This window comes from Streptomyces sp. NPDC055013, from assembly GCF_053608645.1.
Genome location: NZ_JBSGVW010000057.1, coordinates 20,161 through 40,328 on the forward strand (window position 1 = coordinate 20,161; position 20,168 = coordinate 40,328).

The following is a 20,168-nucleotide window of genomic DNA, read 5'->3' on the forward strand; positions in this document are numbered from 1 at the left end:
CCGTCGCAGGCGCGCGCCCTCCGTGCACTCCTACAGCTTCCACTCCCCGATCTGCTCAGCGAAGCCCGAGTCCATCCCGAAGGTGACGGTGGCCGTCTTCGACGCCTTCGGCACCTCGAACACGACCCAACCCAGAGTCTTCGCACCTGTCTTCAACCGGACGTCGGACGACATCGAGGGGCCGGCGGTGATGTCGGCGAGGACGGGCCCGAACTGCTGGCCCTGATCGTCCACGATCTTCGCCCCGTTCATCGGAGCATCCGAGTAGACCTTGGAACCGGTGTTGACGAGTTGGAACTGCACGCCGATCCACCGATTGCCGGACTCGGGGGCGAAGAACTCGTCACCGGACTTGGCGTTGTCGACGACCTTGACGACGGTGGCGTCGAGTCCGCTGCCGCTCTCCATTCCCTTCAGGGCGATCGTGTCGCCGACCTTGGCGACTTCGGCTTCGGGCGCGGCGCTGCTCTTCTCGGCGGCGGGCTCCTTCTCGTTGCCGCTGCCGGCCTTGGCAGAGGCGTTCGCCTTCGGCTTGTCGACGACCTCGTCGCCGGAGCCGCTGCCACAGGCGGACAGACCGAGCGCGGCGACGGCGACCGCCGCGGTGGCGGCGAGACGGATGCGGGTGTGGTGGACCATGTTCTCCCCAGGTTTCGGCAGTACGCATGTGAAGGACCCGTAAAGAACACGAATGGTTGTACGACTCATCCGTCGCGACCCGACGACGGAAGTTCACGTTTCCCTCACATGTGCTCTACGGTATTCCGCCTGTACTGGCACCACTCCGGGGGAATCAATGCGAACCCGCATCATCACCGCGACTCTGCTCTGTACCGCCCTGGTCGGCGTCGTAGCCTGCCAACCGTCCGATGACGGCGAGTCGTCCGGCGCCGGCGCCACCCCGACGACGTCGGCGACCGTGACGAGCCGCCCGGCTTCGAGCGACGACAAACCGGCCGAGACCGAGAGGGCGACCGTCCCGAACTTCGTGGCCATGGGCCTGCAGTCCGCGCAGGACAAGGCACAGGAGCTCGGCTTCTACGCACTCACCTCGCACGACGCGCTCGGCCGGGACCGCATGCAGGCCTTCGACAGGAACTGGCAGGTCTGCAGCCAGAACGTCAAGGCCGGCACATCGGTGCCGACGGACACGGAACTGGACTTCGGGGCCGTGAAGTTGGAGGAGAAGTGCCCGGCGAAGGAGGAAAAGGCGCCGTCGGCGGCGGGCGGCAAAATGCCGGACTTCAAGGGCAAGTCGGTCAAGGCCGCTCGGGCAGCTCTGGAGTCCGGCACCTCGATCACCGTCGATGACGCGAGCGGCGACGACCGTTGGGTACTGGTCGAATCGAACTGGCAGGTGTGCACGCAGTCACCGGACGCCGGCTCCGCACTGAACGGGCGGCCGGTAACGTTCACCGCAGTCAAGTTCGACGAATCCTGCCCGTAGGCGATACCGGTCCGCGTCACCCGCAGTTCTCGGAGTCGCGGATCGTACGGGCATGACGAGGCACCCCCAGCCAAGCGGGCTGGGGGCACCCTCGCGTCACCCCCCCCCACCCCCAGCGGTGTCCAGCTAGCCGAGGCTGGCGGTGAGTTCACCGTTCTCCGCCTCCTTGGCGGACAGTTGGAGTGTGCCGCGGTGCGAGACTTCGATTTTGTAGAACTTTTCCCCCTTCGGCACGTCGGGCACGGCAATGTCGAAGAGACAGGCGTAGTCGGCGTAGGTGGAGTCGCCCAGCTCGCCGGTAGCGATGACATCGCCCTTCGCCCCGTACACGGTGACGCTGGTTCCTTCGGCAATGTCGTCGTAGCCGGAGTCGTAGCTGGCCGAGCAGTCGTCGTCGCCGGTGGAGATGGCATCCTCGGTGAGGGTGAAGGTGCCCTTCAGCGTGAACGTGGGCGGCCTGTCGGGCCCGCTGTTGGCAACGATGGCCCAGATGCCGCCGACGATACCGGCGCCCAAGGCGAGCCCGGTGAGGCCGGCGACCAGCGGGCCGGGCTTCTTCCGCGGCGCCTCGGTTGCAGATGCGGCCGGCGGCTCAGCGGGCGGTGGCGGGGTATCGGGCAGCGGCGGAGTGGTGGGCTGCTCGGGAAGGTCGTTCGTCATGGTCCCCCCAGGGATGCGCGGAATCGGATGCTATCCCCGGATGATGTTGAAAGATCCCGGCCGGTTGAAGGTTCACCGATTTGAGATCGGCAAGCCGCCGTCCCTGCTTGTTCGTATTCTCCCCGGCACGTCTCGACCATGATGCCGACGGCCGTCGCGGAGGGTCGGACGGCCGCCGGTTCATGTTCCAGTCAGGCCAAATCGCCCAAGCTCAGGGTGTGTAGACCGTCGGCCTGGGCGCCGCAGCCATTCCGTTGCCGATGAAGAAGCTCGGGTGCGGGGGCTGGTTGTAGGCGGTGTTCTGCCAGGCGAGCGCTGTGCGGTACATCGGGTCGTGGAGCAATGTCGTGATCTTCGTGGTCGTCTCGTGCGGCGTCGAGTAGATCCTCAGCGCCGTGTTGCCGCTCGTGCGCCAGATGACCTCCTCGCGCCAGTCGCCGAGGATGTCGCCGGACAGGACAGGTGTGGCCTTCGTGCCGTTGTTGGCGGAGACTCCGGAGCCGGTGAGCAGGCGGGTGTCGGAGGACGTGCCGTACTTGTCGATGCGGGTGCCGTCGAGGAGTTCGCGGACGGGGTCGCCGTCCCACCAGGACAGGAAGTTGACCGAGGACGGCTCGCGGCCCTTGGTGGCGCCGGCCTCGTCGCGGACGGAGGTGTCGGAGGCGGACCACATCTCGGCGCCGTCGTTGCCCGCCCAGATGTCCCCGGCGACTCCCCGGCCGTTGTCGCAGCAGGCGGCGAGCTTCCAGTTCACGGTGCCGTCGGCGGGGTTGATGTACAGCTCGGCCGGCTGGCCGGTCGACTCCGAGACCTTGAAGTACTCCAGGCCCGCATGCGCGGGGTCGAGGTCGGCCAAGTGCTGTGCGTCGCCGTGGCCCGTCCTCGTGGTCCACAGGCCGTTGCCGTTGTCGTCGACGGCCATCGAGCCGTAGACGATCTCGTCCTTGCCGTCCCCGTCGACGTCCCCGACGGACAGGCTGTGCGAGCCCTGTCCGTCGAATCCCTTGCCGCTGTTGGTGGAGGAGTTGCTGTCGAAGGTCCAGCGGCGTGTGAGGCCGCCGTTGCGCCAGTCCCAGGCGGCGATGACCGTACGGGTGTAGTAGCCGCGGGCCATGATGAGGGAGGGACGGGAGCCGTCCAGGTACGCGGTACCGGCGAGGAACCGGTCGACCCGGTTGCCGTACGAGTCACCCCAGGACGAGACCGTGCCGCGAGCCGGGACATAGTCGACCGTTCCCATCGCCTTGCCGGTCCCGCCGTTGAACATGGTCAGGTACTCAGGGCCGGAGAGTACATAGCCGGACGAGTTCCGGTGGTCCGCCGACAAGCTGCCGATCACCGCGCCCGTGCCGTCCCGCGTGCCGTCGGCCGTCTTCATGGCGACCTCGGCCTTGCCGTCGCCGTCGTAGTCGTACACCTGGAACTGCGTGTAGTGCGCGCCCGAGCGGATGTTGCGGCCCAGGTCGACGCGCCACAGCCGGGTGCCGTCGAGCTTGATGCCGTCGACGATGGTGTTGCCGGTGTAGCCGGACTGGGAGTTGTCCTTGGCGTTGGTGGGCTGCCACTTGAGGACGAGGTCGAGGGCGCCGTCGCCGTCGAGGTCACCTACGGAGGCGTCGTTGGCCTCGTAGGTGTACGCCACTTGGTCGGGCGTCGTACCGCCGGCCGGCGGGCTGATCGGGACGTCCTTGTAGCCCGGGCGGAACTGGACGGCGTGCACCGAGTCGCCCTGCTCGACGCCGCCCACGATCGCGCGGACGGTGTAGTCGGCCTGCTCGGGGGCGCCGGAGTGGAAGTAGTTCGTGGAGCCGGTGATCGGGGTCGAGTTGACCTTCGTGCCGGCGCGGTAGACGTTGAAGGACACGTCGTTCGGGTCGGTGCCGAGCCAGCGCCAGCTGACCAGATTGCCGTCGGCGGTGTGGACGCTGACCACCCCGCGGTCCAGCTTCTCGACCTGGAGGGCGGTGGCGGCCTCGGCTGTTCCGGCGCCGTTCACGGTGGTGAGCCCGGCGGCGGTCAGGGCTGCGGTGGTGAGGGTCGCGGCGAACGCGGCCCGGCGTCTGCGGTGCTTGCGCGGGTGCTGCACGTGACGTGCCTCCTCGGGAGGACGGACGGGTTCCGCTCCCTCAGTCGCCACCGTGCGTGCCGAAGTTGCCGTATCTCTCGGCCAGTTCGGCCACCGTCCGGGCGATCCTCTCACGCAGTTCGGGTGGCTGGAGCACCTCGATGCCGGTGCCGAGACGCAGGAAGTCGGCGTGAGCGTGGTCGACGGACTCGATGGGGACGGTGACCCGTGTCCAGCCGTCCTCCTCCGTGCGCGCATCACCCCTCACCGGCCCCGCGAGCTCCACGCCGGGCGCAAGCCGGACCACCGCCTCGTCCCGGCGCAGGCGGTCGCGGAAGTCGTGCTGGTACGCCGTCCAGTACGCGGGCAGGTCGAAGTCGGCGGGGCGGGCGAACTCGGCCTCGCTAGTCGCGAGTTGGAGGATCTGATCGACGCGGTACGTGCGCGGTCCGGGGCCCGCGACGACGTACCAGCGGCCCGCCTTGAGGACGAGCCCGTACGGCTCCAGGCGCCGCTCCACGTCCGTGGGCTCACGCCAGCGGCGGTACAGGACGTGCAGGACACGGCTGTTCCAGACCGCGTCGGCCACGGCCGGGAGGTACGGCGTCTCCTCCGCGTCGGCGTACCAGCCGGGTGCGTCGAGATGGAAGCGGCCGCTGATCCGGTCGGCGTGGGTGCGCAGTTCCGCGGGCAGCGCGGCACGCACCTTGAGCTGGGCCGCGGCCAGGACGGGGCCGAGGCCGAGTTGGGCGGCGGGGCCCGGGGCGCCCGCGAGGAAGAGGGCCTCGGCCTCGTCGGCGGTGAGCCCGGTGAGACGGGTGCGGTAGCCGTCGAGCAGGCGGTAGCCGCCGGCGTGCCCCGCGTCGCCGTAGAGCGGAACTCCGGCCGCACTCAGCGCCTCCACGTCCCGGTAGACGGTGCGGACGGACACCTCCAGCTCCTCGGCGAGTTGGGCGGCGGTCATCCGCCCGCGGGTCTGGAGGAGGAGCAGGATGGATACCAGTCGGCTGGACTTCACTGACACAGGATGTCAGTGAAGCGGTCATAGCGTCCTGCCATGGCCCTTACGGAGACCCCCGCCTTCACCGAGAAACTGCTGACCGTACCGCCGCCGATCGAGGTGGCCGGGCGGCACATCAAGCGCTACCACGTCACCGCCGACCCGGCGGGCATCGCGCCCCAGGTCGAGAAGGCGGCGTACGCGATCCTGCCGGAGCTGCTGCCGGAGCCGGACGGCACTCCCCCGGCGACGTTCGTGGTCCTGCACCGGGGCGGCGACGACGGCGCCTATCTGAACGCCTACAGCTGGGTGTGGGACAACGTCCTGCACTTCAAGGGCGCGTCGGCGGGACAGCCGGCGCTCGGTTGCCCCGACAGCGACCCGACGCACTTCATCACGCCCGACCTGCCGTGGATCGGCTGCGTCTGGGAGCTCCCGCCGATCCTGCACGAACGGGACGCCTGGGTGCGGCACCTGCTCGCGCCCGAAGTCCCCGATCTGACGGCCTACTTGGCCGATTCCCTGCCCGACGGCACCACTGGAGACCGCACATGAGCAGCCCGCACGACTTCGACTTCTTCCACGGCGACTGGGACGTCGTCAACCGCCGCCGCACGGACTTCCTCGACCGGGACAGCGACTGGGAGGAGTTCCCGGCGACCAGCCGCTGCCGGCCGCTGTTCGACGGCGCCGCCAACATCGACGAGGTCGACATGGCGCACCTGGGCTCGAAGGGGCTGACGCTGCGGCTCTTCGACCGGGCGACCGAGCAGTGGTCACTGAACTGGTCCTCCAGCCGCACCGGCAAGCTGTTCCCGCCGGTGCTCGGGCGCTTCGAGGGCGAGCGCGGCGAGTTCTACGGTGACGACGTCCACGACGGCAAGGACGTACAGGTGCGGTTCGTCTGGTCGGGCGTCTCGGCCGCCTCGGCACGCTGGGAGCAGGCGTTCTCCATGGACGGCGGGGAGACCTGGCTGACCAACTGGACCATGGACTTCACTCGGCCTTCCGGAACGCCCGGAGCGTGAACACCGGGTCCGGCCGGGGCCGGTCCTGGTCCGGGAGCCTCGCCAGGCGGGCGACGAAGCCCTCGGCGAGCGTGCCGCCGGGCGGCACGGTGACGAACCAGCCCCGGCGCAGGTCGGCCACCGTACGGCGGGGGCTGCGGCCCTGGCCGTGACCGGTGAAGCCGGCCCCGCCGGCCGGCACCAGGCCGTGGCCGAGGGCGTACGACTCGACGAGGTCCGCCGCGTCCCGGGCCGGGCGGGACGGGCGGGAGGCCATGACGGCGTCGATGTCGCTGCCCACGTTGTGCGCGGCGCCCTTGTCGACCGTGGTGACGTAGACCCCGCCGGGCCGCAGCACACGGGCGCACTCGCCGACGATGGTCCGTACGTCCTGGTCGGACTGCGCGAGGTGCAGCAACCACACGCTGGTGACGGCGTCGAAGCGGTTGCCCGGGAACGGCAGCCGGCGGCTGTCGGCGAGCACGACGGCGCCGGGCAGGCGGGTGGCGGCCTGCCGGGCCATGGCGGGCGCGAGATCGACGCCGGTGACAGACAGGCCGTTCCGTCCGGCGGCGAGCCGCCGCGTCACGATGCCGGTGCCGCAGGCGACATCGAGCAGCCGCCGGGTCCCGTCCGGCAGCAGACCCAGCACCGCCTGGGCCGCGGCGGCCGCCCGGGGCTCGCCGCCGCGTGAGGCGTCGTACCGCTCGGCTTCCTTGTCGTAGTCGAGCACGCCCGTCACTGTGCCCCGTGGCCGGGGGCGAGCTCCTCGATCCTGCGGGCGAGTGCGAAGTCCCGCTCGGTCACGCCGCCCACGGTGTGGGTGTTCACGGTGAGGGACACCGTGTTGTAGCCGAGGATGAGGTCGGAGTGGTGGTCGAGCTCCTCCTGGACCTGGGCGATGTGCACGACCATCGCCGTGGCCGCGAAGTGCGAGGCCAGCCGGTAGGAGCGGGCGATGCGGTCGCCGTCCGACGTCCAGCCCGGCAGCTCCGCGAGCCGGTCCTCGATCTCCTTCTGCGACAGCGGTTCGAGGGGCATGGCCTCGCTCCTTCCTGCACGGGAGGGTTCGTCTTCAGCCTGCCACAGCCTGCGCGCGGCGGCCCTGGTCAGACGGGTTCCCCAAGGCTCAGCGCCGCACGCCTTCGGCCGCCAGGTCGTCGGCCAGCGCGGCGATCTGCGCCCGGCCCTCGACGCGCTCCACCCACTCGTGCGGCAGGCCGAGGTCGCCGTACCGGGCGCCCAGCAGGTTTCCGCAGATGGAGCCGGTGGAGTCGCTGTCGCCCGAGTGGTTGACGGAGAGCAGCAGAGCGTCGCGCACGGTGGGTGTGACGAGCGCGCAGTAGACCCCGATGGCGAGCGCCTGCTCGGCGACCCAGCCCTCCCCCAGGGTCTCGACCTTCTCCGCGGTGGGTGCGCCGTGCCCGGCCAGGTCGACGGCCTCGGTGAGCGCGGCCGACGTCTCCTCGTGGCCGGGGTGGCGCGCCAGCAGCCGTAGCGTGCGCAGGACCGCGCCCTCCAGGGAGTCGCCCGCCACGAGGTGCGCCACGATCGCGGCCAGGGCCCCGGCCGCGTAGTAGCCGGTGGGGTGACCGTGGGTGATCTGGGCGGCACGGGCGGCCATGGCGAAGGCGCCGTCGGCGGAGTTCACCAGGCCGAAGGGTGCCGAGCGCATCACCGCGCCGCAGCCCTTGGAGTCGGGGTTGACCTCACCGGGCTGGCCGTCGAGCGCGAGCCCGGGGTCGGGTGCGTACAGCTGGGCGACCCCGGACACGCACGCGTTGCCGGGAGCCCGTCGGGCGTACAGCCACGCCTGGGTGATCAGACCGCCCTCGGGCGCGCCGCTCTGCGGCGGTGCGGCCTGCTCGGGGCCGGGGTGACGCTGGGTCTCCAGCCAGCGCTCGTACGCCCAGCGCACCAGCAGGGCCCATGCGCCGCCGATGCCCTTGAGCCGCTCCCGTCGGTGGGCCTGGATCAGCGCCTCGGCGGTGAAGAGCGTCATCTGTGTGTCGTCGCTGATGCGGGCCACGTCGCTGTCCCCGGGGAACAGGGGTCCCGTCACTCCGCGCTCTCCGTTGGCGGCGCGGATCCGCTCCAGCGAGCTGAACTCGACCGGATAGCCGAGCGCGTCCCCGAGGGCCCCGCCGAGCAGACAGCCACGCACCCGGGCGCGGTACACGGCCTCGCCCGCCAGGGACGACATCCACGGCTCGTTCATTCGGCTCGCTCCTCGACTACGGTCGTACTCATGACCATTGTCCCGTCCGGCAGCCCCGATCCCGCCGGCACCCCCTCCGGTCCCGGCGTCGGCCCGTTGCTGCGGGCCTGGCGCGAGCAAAGGCGGGTCAGCCAGCTGGAGTTGGCGCTGCGCGCCGACTCCTCGGCGCGGCACGTCAGCTTCATCGAGACGGGCCGTTCGCGACCGAGCGAGGAGATGGTGCTGCGGCTTGCCGAGCACCTGGACGTGCCGGTGCGCGAGTGCAACGCGCTGCTGCTGGCCGCAGGCTACGCCCCGCGCTATCCGGAGACCCCGCTGGACGACCCGGCGCTGGACGCGCTGCGCGCGGGCATGGAACAGCTGATCCAGGGCTACGAGCCCTACCCGGCTCTCGTGGTGGACGCGATGTACAACGTCCACGCGGCCAACCGGGGCATCCTCATGATCCTCGACGGCATCCCGGAGCATCTGCTCGAGCCCCCGCTGAACGCGATGCGCCTGACCCTGCACCCGGAGGGCCTCGCACCGCGCATCCGCAACCTGCGCGAGTGGCGCGGCCATCTCCTCGCGCAGATGGAGCGGCAGATCGCGCTGCACCGCTCCGAGCCGCTGCGCAAGCTGTACGAGGAGGTGGCCGCCTACCCGGTTCCGGAGGAGACGCCCGGCGCCGAGCCCACCGAGCCCGTCCCGTACTTCGCGCTGCCGATGCAGATCGAGCACGAGGGCCGCGTGCTGTCCTTCATCTCCTCCATCTCCACCTTCAACACCCCCATGGACGTGACCGTCGCCGAGCTGGCCATCGAGACGCTGCTCCCGGCCGACCCGGCGACGGTCAAGTACCTTCAGTCGCTGCTTCCCTGACGGACCTTCAGGGCCATGTGCTGCAGCACGGCGAACCCGGCGACGGTGAGCGCCTGCAGCACCGTCCACACGCCACCCGCGGTGGACGGCGACAACCACAGCGCGAGGGCGGCCAGACTCAGCACACTCCAGGCGAGGTTGGCCTCGATCACGGCCCGCACCCCGAGCGCGGCGGGGCGGGCACGCATGGCGAGCAGGCCCACGGCGGCGGCATACACGGTGAGGAAGGCACCGAGGGCGAGCAGCAGGGTGCTGTCGACCCCGAGCAGCCGCCCCAGCGGGCCGGACGCGACGAGATAGGCGAGCCCATTGGCGCCGGTCACCAGCGCGTCCAGGGCCAGGAAGCGGCGCAGCACGGTCTGCGGGTCGGAGGTCCGGGCGAGCGCGGTGAGCGAGGTGGCGGACATGACGAATCACCCTCCGTCGAGGTCGGTTTCCGGGCATCTGACCCGGGTTCCGGGCCGGAGTGCGCCGGCCCGGAACCCGGTGCGTCAAGGCTCTCGCGGAGAAGCGGCCCGGTCGATTACCTGCCGGGTAATGGCAACGCCCTCTCAGGGGCGCGGGGAACTGCGCGAGCGACCACGACGGACCGTCAGCCCGCAGTCCACACCGACCGCCCCACGGCCAACCGGAACGTGGCACACTGCCCCCGTACTTTCGGCGCGTAGGGGAGGCGTGGCGTGAGTGAGCGGCGGCCCGCGCCGACCGTGGGTCAAGTGGTGCTCGGCAGACGCCTGCAGGAGCTGCGGGAGGCGGCCGGGCTGGCACGCGACGAGGCCGCCCGCGTGCTGCGTGTGGCCGCGGCGACCGTACGGCGCATGGAGACGGCCGAGGTCGCGCTGAAGATCCCGTACGTACAGGTGCTGCTGGAGACGTACGGCGTGCCGGAGGACGAGGCGGCGGCGTTCGTCTCGCTGGCCGAGGAGGCCAACCAGCCGGGCTGGTGGCAGCGGTTCCACGACGTGCTGCCGGACTGGTTCAGCCTGTACGTGAGCCTGGAGGGCGCCGCCCGCATCGTCCGCTCCTACGAGCCGCACTTCGTGCCCGGCCTGCTGCAGACCGAGGAGTACGCGCGCGCCGTGCTGGAGGCGGGCACGATCGGACAGACGGGGCCGGAGACCATCGAGCGGCATGTGTCGCTGCGCATGGAACGGCAGCGGCTGCTGGAGCGCCCGGACCCGCCGCACATGTGGGTGATCATGGACGAGACGGTGCTGCTGCGGCCGGTGAGCATCCGCGGCGAGGTGATGCGCGACCAGCTGGACAAGCTCCTGGAGTTCGCCGAGCGCGACCGCGTCACGCTGCAGATCGCCGAGTTCGCCTCGGGCCCGCATCCGGGGACGTACGCGCCCTTCACCCTGTTCCGTTTCGCCGAGCCCGAGCTGCCCGACATGGTCTACACCGAGTACCTGACCGGCGCCCTGTATCTGGACTCCCGCAAGGAGGTCGCCGCGCATCTGGAGGTCCTGGACCACATGTCGACGGCCGCCGCGTCGGCCGAGCGCACCAGGAAGATCCTGCGGGAACACCGCGAGGACTGTTGAGGTCAAGGGCCGCGAAGGCCATCGATCCCCGAGGAGAACACATCGCATGACCGGTTCCGAGGCCGCGCACACCCCCCGCGTCGACACCAGCCGGCCGCACCCGGCCCGCGTCTACGACTGGTGGCTCGGCGGCAAGGACAACTACCCGGTGGACGAGGAGCTGGCCCGGAAGATCCTCGCCGTGGACGGCACGGTCCTGCGCGGGGCACGCGCCAACCGCCGGTTCATGCACCGTGCCGTGCGCACCGTCGCCGAGGCCGGGATACGCCAGTTCCTGGACATCGGCACGGGCATCCCCACCGAGCCCAATCTGCACCAGGTGGCGCAGGGCGTCGCCGCCGAGTCCAAGGTCGTGTACGCGGACAACGACCCGATCGTGCTGCGGCACGCGGAGGCGCTGCTGCACGGGTCCGGAGAGGGCAGCACCGACTACGTGCACGCCGACGTCCGGGACGTCGACACGCTGCTGGGCCGGGCCGGGGAGTCCCTGGACTTCGGCCGACCGGTCGCGCTGTCGCTGGTCGCGCTGACCCACTACCTGGGCGACGACCCCGACGGCGACGACGTGTACGGCCTGCTGGAGAAGTACGTCGCCGCGCTCGCCCCGGGCAGCTATCTGATCCTCTCCCAGGTCACCCCGGACCTCAGCCCGGCGGCCATCGAGAAGGCGGCGAACCACTTCCGGCACAGCGGCACCCCGTTCTTCCCCCGGTCGCTGCCCGAGTTCTCCCGCTTCTTCGACGGTCTCGAGCTGCTCGGCCCCGGCGTCATCCCGGTCTACGGCTGGCGGCCGGAGGCGGCGGACGTGGCGGCCCAGGCTGAGGGCATCGTGCCGGTGTACGCGGGGGTCGCGCACAAGCCCTAGCCGTACGGGTGCCCGGCGGCGGTTACCCGTACGGGTGCGGTGAAGGGGTGCGCTCCCGCGCCCCGCCCTAGGTTCGGGACCAGAGCCCCGGCCTCCGGGCAAGCAAGGGAGCGCCTGTGACCGACACGCGGATACCCGCCGTCCCGCCCGCCGAGCCGGGCGCGGCGCTGCTCAAGGCGGGCAGGTGGTTCCGGCCGGGCACGCCCGCGCCCGATCTGCACAGCGTCGCGCTGACGGGCGGGCGCGAGGCGGACGCCTTCTACCGGGACCGGTGGAGCCACGACAAGGTCGTGAACTCCACGCACGGCGTGAACTGCACGGGGTCGTGCCGCTGGCAGGTGTACGTCAAGGACGGCATCATCACCTGGGAGACCCAGCAGACCGACTATCCGAGCGTAGGCCCCGACCGCCCCGAGTACGAGCCCCGCGGCTGTCCCCGGGGCGCCGCCTTCTCCTGGTACACCTACTCCCCCACCCGGGTCCGCCACCCGTACATCAGGGGCGTTCTCCTGGAGATGTACCGGGAGGCGAAGCAACGCCTGCGCGATCCGGTCCTGGCCTGGGCGGACGTCGTGAACGACCGCGAGCGCCGCCGCCGTTACCAGCAGGCGCGCGGCAAGGGCGGTCTGGTGCGGGCGAGTTGGGACGAGGCGGTCGAGATCGTCGCCGCCGCGCACGTCCACACCATCAAGACGTACGGCCCGGACCGCATCGCCGGCTTCTCCCCCATCCCCGCGATGTCGATGGTGTCGCACGCGGCGGGCGCCCGCTTCCACTCCCTCATCGGCGCCCCGATGCTCTCCTTCTACGACTGGTACGCCGATCTGCCGGTCGCCTCCCCGCAGGTCTTCGGCGACCAGACCGACGTACCGGAGTCGGGCGACTGGTGGGACGCCGCGTATCTGATGATGTGGGGCTCGAACGTCCCGGTGACCCGGACGCCCGACGCGCACTGGATGGCGGAGGCCCGCTACCGGGGCCAGAAGGTCGTGGTGGTCGCCCCCGACTACGCCGACAACGCCAAGTTCGCCGACGAGTGGCTCCACCCGCACCCCGGCACGGACGGCGCGCTGGCCCTCGCCATGGGGCACGTCGTCCTCAAGGAGTTCTTCGTCGACCGCGAGACACCGTTCTTCGCGGACTACGTGCGGCAGTTCACCGACCTGCCCTTCCTGGTCACGCTGGAGGAACGGGGCGGCGCCTACGTGCCGGCGAAGTTCCTGCGCGCCTCGGACCTGGGGCAGGAGGGCGCGAGCGCGGAATGGAAGACGGTCGTGCTGGACGCCGCCACGGGTCGCGCGGTCGCCCCGAACGGCTCCCTCGGCTTCCGCTGGTCCGAGTCGGGCATGGGCAAGTGGAATCTCGACCTCGGCGAAATACGACCGCAGTTGAGCTTGTACGGCAGTGAGGTCGCCGCGGGTGTGGAGGTGCTGCTGCCACGCTTCGACACCGAGGGCGGGGCGCACGGGCAGGGGCGCGGGGACGTCATGAGGCGTGGCGTCCCGGCGACGAAGCTCGGCGGCGCGCAGGGGCCGCTGGTGACGACGGTCTTCGATCTGCTGCTGGCGCAGTACGGGGTGGCGCGGGAGGGGCTGCCCGGCCGTTGGCCCGTGTCGTACGACGACCGCGTCGCGCCCGGCACCCCGGCCTGGCAGGAGGCGCACACTTCGGTCCCGGCCGCCAAGTGCGTACGGATCGCCCGGGAGTTCGCGCGGACCGCCGAGCGGTCGAAGGGCCGCTGCATGATCCTGATGGGCGCCGGCACCAACCACTGGTTCCACTCCGAGACGATCTACCGCGCCTTCCTGGCCCTGCTCCAGCTCACCGGCTGCCAGGGCCGCAACGGCGGCGGCTGGGCGCACTACGTGGGCCAGGAGAAGTGCCGTCCGGTGACCGGCTGGGCGACGCTCGCCTCGGCGTCGGACTGGTCGCGGCCGCCGCGCCAGATGATCGGCACGGCGTACTGGTTCCTCAACACCGACCAGTGGCGCTACGACCGGTTCACCGCCGACGTCCTCGCCTCGCCGCTCGGCACGGGCCGGTTCCGGGGGATGACGGGCGCGGACTGTCTCGCGTTGTCGGCGCGGACGGGGTGGATGCCGTCGTATCCGACCTTCGACCGCAATCCGCTGGAGCTGGGCGAGGTGTTCGGTGATCCGGTGTCGCGGGCGGTGGCCGAACTGCGCGCGGGAACCCTGAAGTTCGCCTGCGAGGACCCGGACGCGCCGGAGAACTGGCCGCGGGTGCTCACGCTGTGGCGGGCCAACCTGCTGGGCTCGTCGGCGAAGGGCGCCGAGTACTTCACGCGGCACCTGCTCGGCACGCACTCGTCCCTGCAGGCGGAGGAAGCCCCCGAGGACGTCCGGCCGCGGGAGGTGACCTGGCACGACGAGGCGCCCGAGGGCAAGCTCGACCTGCTGCTGTCGCTGGACTTCCGGCAGACGTCGTCGACGCTGCTGTCGGACGTGGTCCTGCCCGCCGCGACCTGGTACGAGAAGCACGACCTGTCCAGCACCGACATGCACCCCTTCGTGCACTCCTTCACCCCGGCCGTGGACCCGCCGTGGCAGGCTCGCACCGACTTCGACGCGTTCAAGGCGCTGGCGGAGCGGCTGAGTGAGCTGGCCGTCGGTCATCTGGGGGTGCGCAAGGACCTGGTGGTGACCCCGCTGCAGCACGACACCCCGGGCGAGATGGCCCAGCCCGGCGGGGTCGTCCTGGACTGGAGGCGCGGGGAGTGCGATCCGGTGCCGGGGAAGACGATGCCGAACCTCACCGTGGTGGAGCGGGACTACACGGCGATCGGCGCCAAGTTCGCCGCTCTCGGGCCGCTGGCGGAGCAGCTCGGCCTGCCCGCCAAGGGCATCACGTTGATGCCGGACGAGGAGGTCGAGGACCTCCGGCACCTGAACGGCGTGTCACCCGGCGGCCGGCCCTTGCTCGACACGGCCGTGAAGGCCGCGAACACCATCCTCGCCCTGTCCGGCACCACCAACGGGCGCCTCGCCACGCAGGGCTTCCGCACGCTGGAGGCCCGTACCGGACAGGAGATGGCGCACCTGGCGGCCGAGCACGAGGGCAAGCGGGTCACGTACGCGGACACCCAGGCGGCGCCCGTGCCGGTGATCACCTCACCGGAGTGGTCGGGCAGCGAGTCGGGCGGGCGGCGCTACACCGCCTTCACCCTCAACACCGAGCATCTCAAGCCCTGGCACACCCTCACCGGCCGCCAGCACTTCTTCCTCGACCACGACTGGATCCACGAGCTGGGCGAGGCACTTCCCGTCTACCGGCCGCCGCTGGACATGAACAAGCTGTTCGGCGAACCGCGCCTGGGACCGGACGGGCAGAAGGAGGTGACGGTCCGGTACCTCACTCCGCACAACAAGTGGTCCATCCACTCCGAGTACCAGGACAACCTGTTCATGCTGGCGCTCTCCCGGGGCGGCCAGAACATCTGGATGTCCCCGCAGGACGCGGACGCGATCGGCGTCGTCGACAACGACTGGGTGGAGGCGGCCAACCGCAACGGCGTGGTCGTAGCCCGGGCCGTCGTCTCGCACCGGATGCCGCCCGGCACCGTCTACATGCACCACGCGCAGGAACGCACGGTCGCCGTCCCGAAGACGGAGGCCACCGGCAGGCGCGGCGGTATCCACAACTCACTCACCCGGCTGATCCTCAAGCCGTCCCATCTCGTCGGCGGGTACGCCCAGTTGTCCTGGGCGTTCAACTACCTGGGCCCGACGGGCAATCAGCGCGACGAGGTGACGGTGATCCGCCGCCGCAGCCAGGAGGTCGAGTACTGATGCGTCCGATGGCCCAGATCGCGATGGTGATGAACCTCGACAAGTGCATCGGCTGTCACACCTGCTCGGTCACCTGCAAGCAGGCGTGGACCAACCGGCGGGGCATGGAGTACGTCTGGTTCAACAACGTCGAGACCCGCCCCGGCCAGGGCTACCCCCGCCGCTACGAGGACCAGGAGCGGTGGCGCGGCGGCTGGGAGCTGAACCGGCGCGGGGCCCTGAAGCTGAAGGCGGGCGGCCGCTTCCGCAAGCTCGCCGGGATCTTCTCCAACCCCGAACTCCCGGAGATCAAGGACTACTACGAGCCCTGGACGTACGACTACAAGAACCTCACCGACGCCCCGCTCGGCGACGACTACCCGGTCGCCCGCCCGATCTCGCAGCTCGACGGCAAACCGATGAAGATCGAGTGGTCGTCGAACTGGGACGACAACCTCGCCGGCGCCCCCGCCTACGGCGACTTCGACCCGATGGTGGAGCGGGCGCGCACGCAGGCCTCGGACAAGGTGCGCTTCGAGTTCGAGCAGACCTTCATGTTCTATCTGCCGCGCATCTGCGAGCACTGCCTCAACCCGTCCTGCGTCGCCTCGTGCCCGTCGGGGGCGATGTACAAGCGGGCGGAGGACGGCATCGTCCTCGTCGACCAGGACCGGTGCCGGGGCTGGCGGATGTGCGTGACGGGATGCCCGTACAAGAAGGTGTACTTCAACCACGCCACCGGCAAGGCCGAGAAGTGCACCATGTGCTACCCGCGGATCGAGGTCGGCCTGCCGACGGTCTGCTCGGAGACGTGCGTGGGCCGGCTGCGCTATCTCGGGGTGGTGCTGTACGACGCCGACCGGGTGACCGCCGCGGCGTCGGTGCGCAGCGAACGGGACCTGTACGAGGCGCAGTTGGGTGTCTTCCTCGATCCCGAGGACGCCGGGGTCCGGCACGCGTGCGACGCGGCGGGGATTCCGTACGACTGGGTGGAGGCGGCGCGCCGCTCTCCCGTGCACGCGCTGATCAGCAAGTACCGGGTGGCGCTGCCGCTGCATCCGGAGTACCGGACGATGCCGATGGTCTGGTACATCCCGCCGCTCTCCCCCGTGGTGGACGTGCTGACGGAGACCGGGCACGACGGTGAGGACGCGGGGAACCTGTTCGGCGCGATCGACAGCCTGCGCATTCCGCTGGAGTACCTGGCGGAGATGTTCACGGCCGGCGCCATCGGCCCGGTCCGGTCCTCGCTGGAGAAGCTCGCCGCGATGCGCTCCCACATGCGGGCGATCAACCTCGGTGAGGAGCCGGATCCCTCGGTGTCGGCCGCGGTCGGCATGGAGGCGCACGAGATCGAGGAGATGTACCGGCTGCTGGCGATCGCCAAGTACGAGGACCGGTACGTGATTCCGACGGCCGCCGTCGCGGACGCCCGGCACCTGGAGGAGTCGGCGCTGCCGCAGGGGTGCAGCCTCGACTACGACGGCGGGCCCGGGATGGGCGGGGACGGCCCGTTCGGCCAGGACTCGGGCCGCAAGCTGCTGCCGCTGGTGTCGGTGGAGAACTTCCACGCCCTGCGCAAACGGCAGACGGCGGACCGCGCGGCCGACCTGCCCCCCACAGCCCCCATGGCCCAATCAGCCGACACAGCCGAGACCGAGGAGGCATGATGCCGTCCTTCGAGGTGCTGTACCAGGCGGCCGCACTCTGCCTGACCTACCCCGACGACGACTTCCGCGCCCGCCTGCCGCTGCTGCGCGAGGCGGCCCCGCAGCTGCGGGAGTTCACCGACCACGCGGCCCTCACGCCCCCGCAGGAACTGGCCGCCCACTACGTCCAGGTCTTCGACTTCAAGAACCGTCACAGCCTGTACCTGAGCTGGTGGCGCGACGGCGACACCCGGCGCCGCGGCATGTCGCTGCTGCGATTCAAGGACCTCTACCGCGCCCACGGCCTGGAGTTCACCGGCGAGGAACTGCCCGACTTCCTGCCCGCGGTACTGGAGTTCGCGGCCCGCACCGGCGACACCGACCTGCTGCTGGAACACCGGGATTGCCTGGAGGAGCTCCGCGCCCGGCTCACCGACTTCGGCACACCGTACGCGTCCGTGCTGGACGCCGTGTGCGCCACACTGCCGACCGCACAACCGGGGGCACGCCCATGACCACACTGCTGTGGGGCGTCCTGCCCTACGTCGTCTTCGCCCTGCTCGTCGCCGGCCTGATCTGGCGCCACCGCTACGACCGCTTCGGCTGGACCACGCGCTCGTCCCAGATCTACGAGTCGAAGCTCCTGAACATCGCGTCGCCCGCCTTCCACTACGGCATCCTGTTCGTGCTGGTCGGCCATCTGGTGGGCCTGTTCGTCCCGGAGTCCTGGACGGACGCGCTCGGCGTCAGCGAGCGCACGTACCACCTGTTCTCCCTCTACGGCGGCACGGCGGCGGGGGTGCTGACGGTCGCCGGGATCGTCCTGCTGATCTACCGCCGCCGCACGAAGGCACCCGTGTTCCGGGCGACCACGGCCAACGACAAGGTCATGTACGTCGTGCTGGCGGCGGCGATCGTGATGGGCATGGTCGCCAAGCTGTCCCACTCCTCCGGCGACGGCTACAACTACCGCGAGTCCATCGCCCCGTGGGCCCGCAGTCTCTTCACCCTCCAACCGGACCTCGACCGGATGGCGGGCGTGCCGGTGCTGTACGAGGTGCACGCGGTGATCGGCATGGTGCTCATCGCGCTGGTGCCGTACACCCGGCTGGTCCACATGTTCAGCGCGCCCGTGCAGTACCTGTTCCGGCCGTATGTGGTGTACCGCAGCCGGGACCCCAGGCAGTTGGGGCCCCGGCCGGAGCGGCGGGGCTGGGAGAAGACGGGGTCCTGAGCGCCCCTATGCGGCGCCGCCCTTCTGGTCCTTCTCGTCGTCCACGATCTCCGCGTCCACCACACCGTCGTCGTCCTGCGGTGCGGACTGCTCGGCGCCCGTGCCGGTCGCGCTGTCGCTCGGCGCCTGCTGGGACTGGGCGTACATCGACTGGCCCATCTGCTGGCTGACCGAGGCGAGTTTCTCGATGCCGGTGCGCAGGGCGTTCGTCTCGGCGTTCTGCTCCAGCTGCTGCTTCAGTTCCGTGATCGCCGACTCGACCTCGGCCCTGGTGTCCGCCGGGACCTTGTCCTCGTTGTCGCGGATGAACTTCTCGGTCTGGTAGACGAGCTGTTCGGCCTGGTTGCGGGTCTCGGCGTCGTCGCGGCGCTTGCGGTCCTCCTCGGCGTACTGCTCGGCCTCCCGCATCATGCGGTCGATGTCGTCCTTCGGGAGGGCCGAGCCGCCCGTGACCGTCATCTTCTGCTCACGGCCGGTCGCGAGATCCTTCGCGGAGACGTGCATGATCCCGTTGGCGTCGATGTCGAAGGCGACCTCGATCTGCGGGACGCCGCGCGGGGCCGGCGGCAGGCCGGTGAGGTCGAAGACGCCGAGCTTCTTGTTGTACGCCGCGATCTCACGTTCGCCCTGGTAGACCTGGATGCCGACCGAGGGCTGGTTGTCGGCGGCCGTGGTGAAGATCTCCGAACGCCGGGTGGGGATGGTCGTGTTGCGTTCGATGAGCTTCGTCATGATGCCGCCCTTGGTCTCGATGCCGAGGGACAGTGGGGTGACGTCGAGCAGCAGGACGTCCTTGACGTCGCCGCGGATGACACCGGCCTGGAGGGCGGCGCCGACGGCCACGACCTCGTCGGGGTTGACGCCCTTGTGCGGGTCCTTGCCGGTGAGTTCCTTGACGAGTTCGGTGACGGCGGGCATCCGGGTGGAGCCGCCGACGAGGATGACGTGGTCGACCGCCGAGAGCTTGATGCCGGCGTCCTTGACCGCCTGGTGGAAGGGGGTCTTGCAGCGGTCGAGGAGGTCCGCGGTGAGCTCCTGGAACTGGGCGCGGGTCAGCTTCTCGTCAAGGTGGAGCGGCCCCTCGGCGGAGGCCGTGATGTAGGGCAGGTTGATCGTCGTCTCGGTGGAGCTGGACAGCTCGATCTTGGCCTTCTCGGCGCCCTCGCGCAGCCGCTGCAGCGCCATCTTGTCGTTGCCGAGGTCGATGCCGTACTGCCCCTTGAACTTCTTCACCAGGTACTCGACGACCCGCTGGTCCCAGTCGTCGCCGCCCAGGTGGGTGTCGCCGTTGGTGGCCTTGACCTCGATGACGCCGTCGCCGATCTCCAGCAGCGAGACGTCGAAGGTGCCGCCGCCGAGGTCGAAGACCAGCACGGTCTGCTCCTCGCCCCGGTCGAGGCCGTAGGCGAGGGCGGCGGCCGTGGGCTCGTTGATGATCCTGAGCACCTTCAGGCCGGCGATCTCCCCGGCCTCCTTCGTGGCCTGCCGCTGGGCGTCGTCGAAGTAGGCGGGCACGGTGATCACCGCGTCGGTGACGTCCTCGCCGAGATACGACTCGGCGTCCCGCTTCAGCTTCTGCAGCACCCGGGCCGAAAGTTCCTGGGCCCGGTAGCGGGAGCCGTCGATGTCGCCCTGATCCGGGAAGCGCCAGTTCGCGTCGCCCATGTACCGCTTCATGGAGCGGGCGGTGCGCTCGACGTTCGTCACCGCCTGCCGTTTGGCCACCTCACCGACGAGTACCTCGCCGTTCTTGGCGAAGGCCACGACCGACGGTGTGGTCCTGGCCCCCTCCGCATTGGCGACGACCGTGGGTTCGCCGCCCTCCAGGAC

The 20,168-nt window shown here is 70.4% G+C and carries 19 protein-coding genes; 10 read left to right on the forward strand and 9 right to left on the reverse strand.

The window, feature by feature from the left end:
- Nucleotides 1-30: 30 nt before the first annotated feature.
- Nucleotides 31-639 (reverse strand): DUF4352 domain-containing protein, encoded by a 609-nt coding sequence (locus tag ACWGDB_RS39800; protein ID WP_453826942.1) that lies wholly within the window; start codon nt 637-639, stop codon nt 31-33.
- 157 nt (nt 640-796) lie between these two features.
- Here ACWGDB_RS39800 and ACWGDB_RS39805 point away from each other — a divergent pair, with 157 nt between their 5' ends.
- Entirely contained in the window at nt 797-1,447 is a 651-nt protein-coding gene (locus ACWGDB_RS39805) for a PASTA domain-containing protein (protein ID WP_453826943.1), read from the forward strand.
- Nucleotides 1,448-1,573: 126 nt separating this feature from the next.
- Here the strand turns inward: ACWGDB_RS39805 and ACWGDB_RS39810 are convergent, their stop codons facing one another.
- The 3 genes from ACWGDB_RS39810 to ACWGDB_RS39820 form a co-directional block, all read right to left on the reverse strand.
- Nucleotides 1,574-2,107: a hypothetical protein gene (locus tag ACWGDB_RS39810; RefSeq protein ID WP_453826944.1), complete on the reverse strand. Its 534-nt coding sequence runs from the start codon at nt 2,105-2,107 to the stop codon at nt 1,574-1,576.
- Between the two features lie 211 nt (nt 2,108-2,318).
- Nucleotides 2,319-4,193, reverse strand: coding sequence for a rhamnogalacturonan lyase (locus ACWGDB_RS39815; RefSeq protein ID WP_453826945.1), 1,875 nt, complete (start codon nt 4,191-4,193; stop codon nt 2,319-2,321).
- A gap of 40 nt (nt 4,194-4,233) precedes the next feature.
- Nucleotides 4,234-5,190 (reverse strand): helix-turn-helix transcriptional regulator, encoded by a 957-nt coding sequence (locus ACWGDB_RS39820; RefSeq protein ID WP_453826946.1) that lies wholly within the window; start codon nt 5,188-5,190, stop codon nt 4,234-4,236.
- Nucleotides 5,191-5,229: 39 nt separating this feature from the next.
- Here ACWGDB_RS39820 and ACWGDB_RS39825 point away from each other — a divergent pair, with 39 nt between their 5' ends.
- Nucleotides 5,230-5,727 carry a hypothetical protein gene (locus ACWGDB_RS39825; protein ID WP_453826947.1) on the forward strand — a complete coding sequence of 166 codons (498 nt, stop codon included), beginning with the start codon at nt 5,230-5,232 and terminating at the stop codon, nt 5,725-5,727.
- The gene (locus ACWGDB_RS39830) at nt 5,724-6,200 is read left to right on the forward strand and encodes a hypothetical protein (RefSeq protein WP_453826948.1); all 477 of its coding nucleotides are present in this window, start codon (nt 5,724-5,726) and stop codon (nt 6,198-6,200) included. The genes ACWGDB_RS39825 and ACWGDB_RS39830 overlap by 4 nt, the downstream gene beginning before the upstream one ends.
- On the opposite strand, the gene ACWGDB_RS39835 is transcribed toward ACWGDB_RS39830, so the two are convergent.
- The 3 genes from ACWGDB_RS39835 to ACWGDB_RS39845 all read right to left on the reverse strand — a co-directional run bounded on the left by ACWGDB_RS39835 (nt 6,169) and on the right by ACWGDB_RS39845 (nt 8,397).
- Nucleotides 6,169-6,912, reverse strand: a complete 744-nt coding sequence (locus ACWGDB_RS39835; protein ID WP_453826949.1) for a class I SAM-dependent methyltransferase — start codon at nt 6,910-6,912, stop codon at nt 6,169-6,171. The two genes, ACWGDB_RS39830 and ACWGDB_RS39835, sit on opposite strands and share 32 nt — an antisense overlap.
- Nucleotides 6,913-6,917: 5 nt before the next feature.
- Complete coding sequence (locus tag ACWGDB_RS39840; RefSeq protein WP_453826950.1) at nt 6,918-7,220, reverse strand: 4a-hydroxytetrahydrobiopterin dehydratase; 303 nt, start codon at nt 7,218-7,220, stop codon at nt 6,918-6,920.
- A gap of 88 nt (nt 7,221-7,308) precedes the next feature.
- Entirely contained in the window at nt 7,309-8,397 is a 1,089-nt protein-coding gene (locus tag ACWGDB_RS39845; protein WP_453826951.1) for an ADP-ribosylglycohydrolase family protein, read from the reverse strand.
- 30 nt (nt 8,398-8,427) lie between these two features.
- Here ACWGDB_RS39845 and ACWGDB_RS39850 point away from each other — a divergent pair, with 30 nt between their 5' ends.
- Nucleotides 8,428-9,258 carry a helix-turn-helix domain-containing protein gene (locus ACWGDB_RS39850; RefSeq protein ID WP_453826952.1) on the forward strand — a complete coding sequence of 277 codons (831 nt, stop codon included), beginning with the start codon at nt 8,428-8,430 and terminating at the stop codon, nt 9,256-9,258.
- Here ACWGDB_RS39850 and ACWGDB_RS39855 read toward each other — a convergent pair.
- Nucleotides 9,240-9,665, reverse strand: coding sequence for a hypothetical protein (locus ACWGDB_RS39855; RefSeq protein WP_453826953.1), 426 nt, complete (start codon nt 9,663-9,665; stop codon nt 9,240-9,242). The two genes, ACWGDB_RS39850 and ACWGDB_RS39855, sit on opposite strands and share 19 nt — an antisense overlap.
- Nucleotides 9,666-9,938: 273 nt before the next feature.
- Between ACWGDB_RS39855 and ACWGDB_RS39860 the strand changes: the two genes are divergently transcribed.
- The 6 genes from ACWGDB_RS39860 (at nt 9,939) to narI (ending at nt 18,338) form a co-directional block, all read left to right on the forward strand.
- Nucleotides 9,939-10,802 carry a helix-turn-helix domain-containing protein gene (locus ACWGDB_RS39860; RefSeq protein ID WP_383231753.1) on the forward strand — a complete coding sequence of 288 codons (864 nt, stop codon included), beginning with the start codon at nt 9,939-9,941 and terminating at the stop codon, nt 10,800-10,802.
- A gap of 46 nt (nt 10,803-10,848) precedes the next feature.
- Nucleotides 10,849-11,667: an SAM-dependent methyltransferase gene (locus ACWGDB_RS39865; RefSeq protein ID WP_453826954.1), complete on the forward strand. Its 819-nt coding sequence runs from the start codon at nt 10,849-10,851 to the stop codon at nt 11,665-11,667.
- Between the two features lie 116 nt (nt 11,668-11,783).
- On the forward strand, nt 11,784-15,476 hold the full coding sequence (locus tag ACWGDB_RS39870) for a nitrate reductase subunit alpha (RefSeq protein ID WP_453826955.1): 3,693 nt from the start codon (nt 11,784-11,786) through the stop codon (nt 15,474-15,476).
- Complete coding sequence (gene narH, locus ACWGDB_RS39875) at nt 15,476-17,125, forward strand: nitrate reductase subunit beta (protein ID WP_453826956.1); 1,650 nt, start codon at nt 15,476-15,478, stop codon at nt 17,123-17,125. Before ACWGDB_RS39870 ends, narH begins: the two co-directional genes overlap by 1 nt.
- Nucleotides 17,125-17,619, forward strand: coding sequence for a nitrate reductase molybdenum cofactor assembly chaperone (narJ, locus tag ACWGDB_RS39880; RefSeq protein WP_453826960.1), 495 nt, complete (start codon nt 17,125-17,127; stop codon nt 17,617-17,619). Before narH ends, narJ begins: the two co-directional genes overlap by 1 nt.
- A complete protein-coding gene (narI, locus tag ACWGDB_RS39885; RefSeq protein WP_453826957.1) occupies nt 17,616-18,338 on the forward strand; it encodes a respiratory nitrate reductase subunit gamma in 723 nt (240 codons plus the stop codon). Before narJ ends, narI begins: the two co-directional genes overlap by 4 nt.
- A gap of 6 nt (nt 18,339-18,344) precedes the next feature.
- On the opposite strand, the gene dnaK is transcribed toward narI, so the two are convergent.
- On the reverse strand, nt 18,345-20,168 hold a 1,824-nt coding region (dnaK, locus tag ACWGDB_RS39890), incomplete at its 5' end, for a molecular chaperone DnaK (RefSeq protein WP_453826958.1).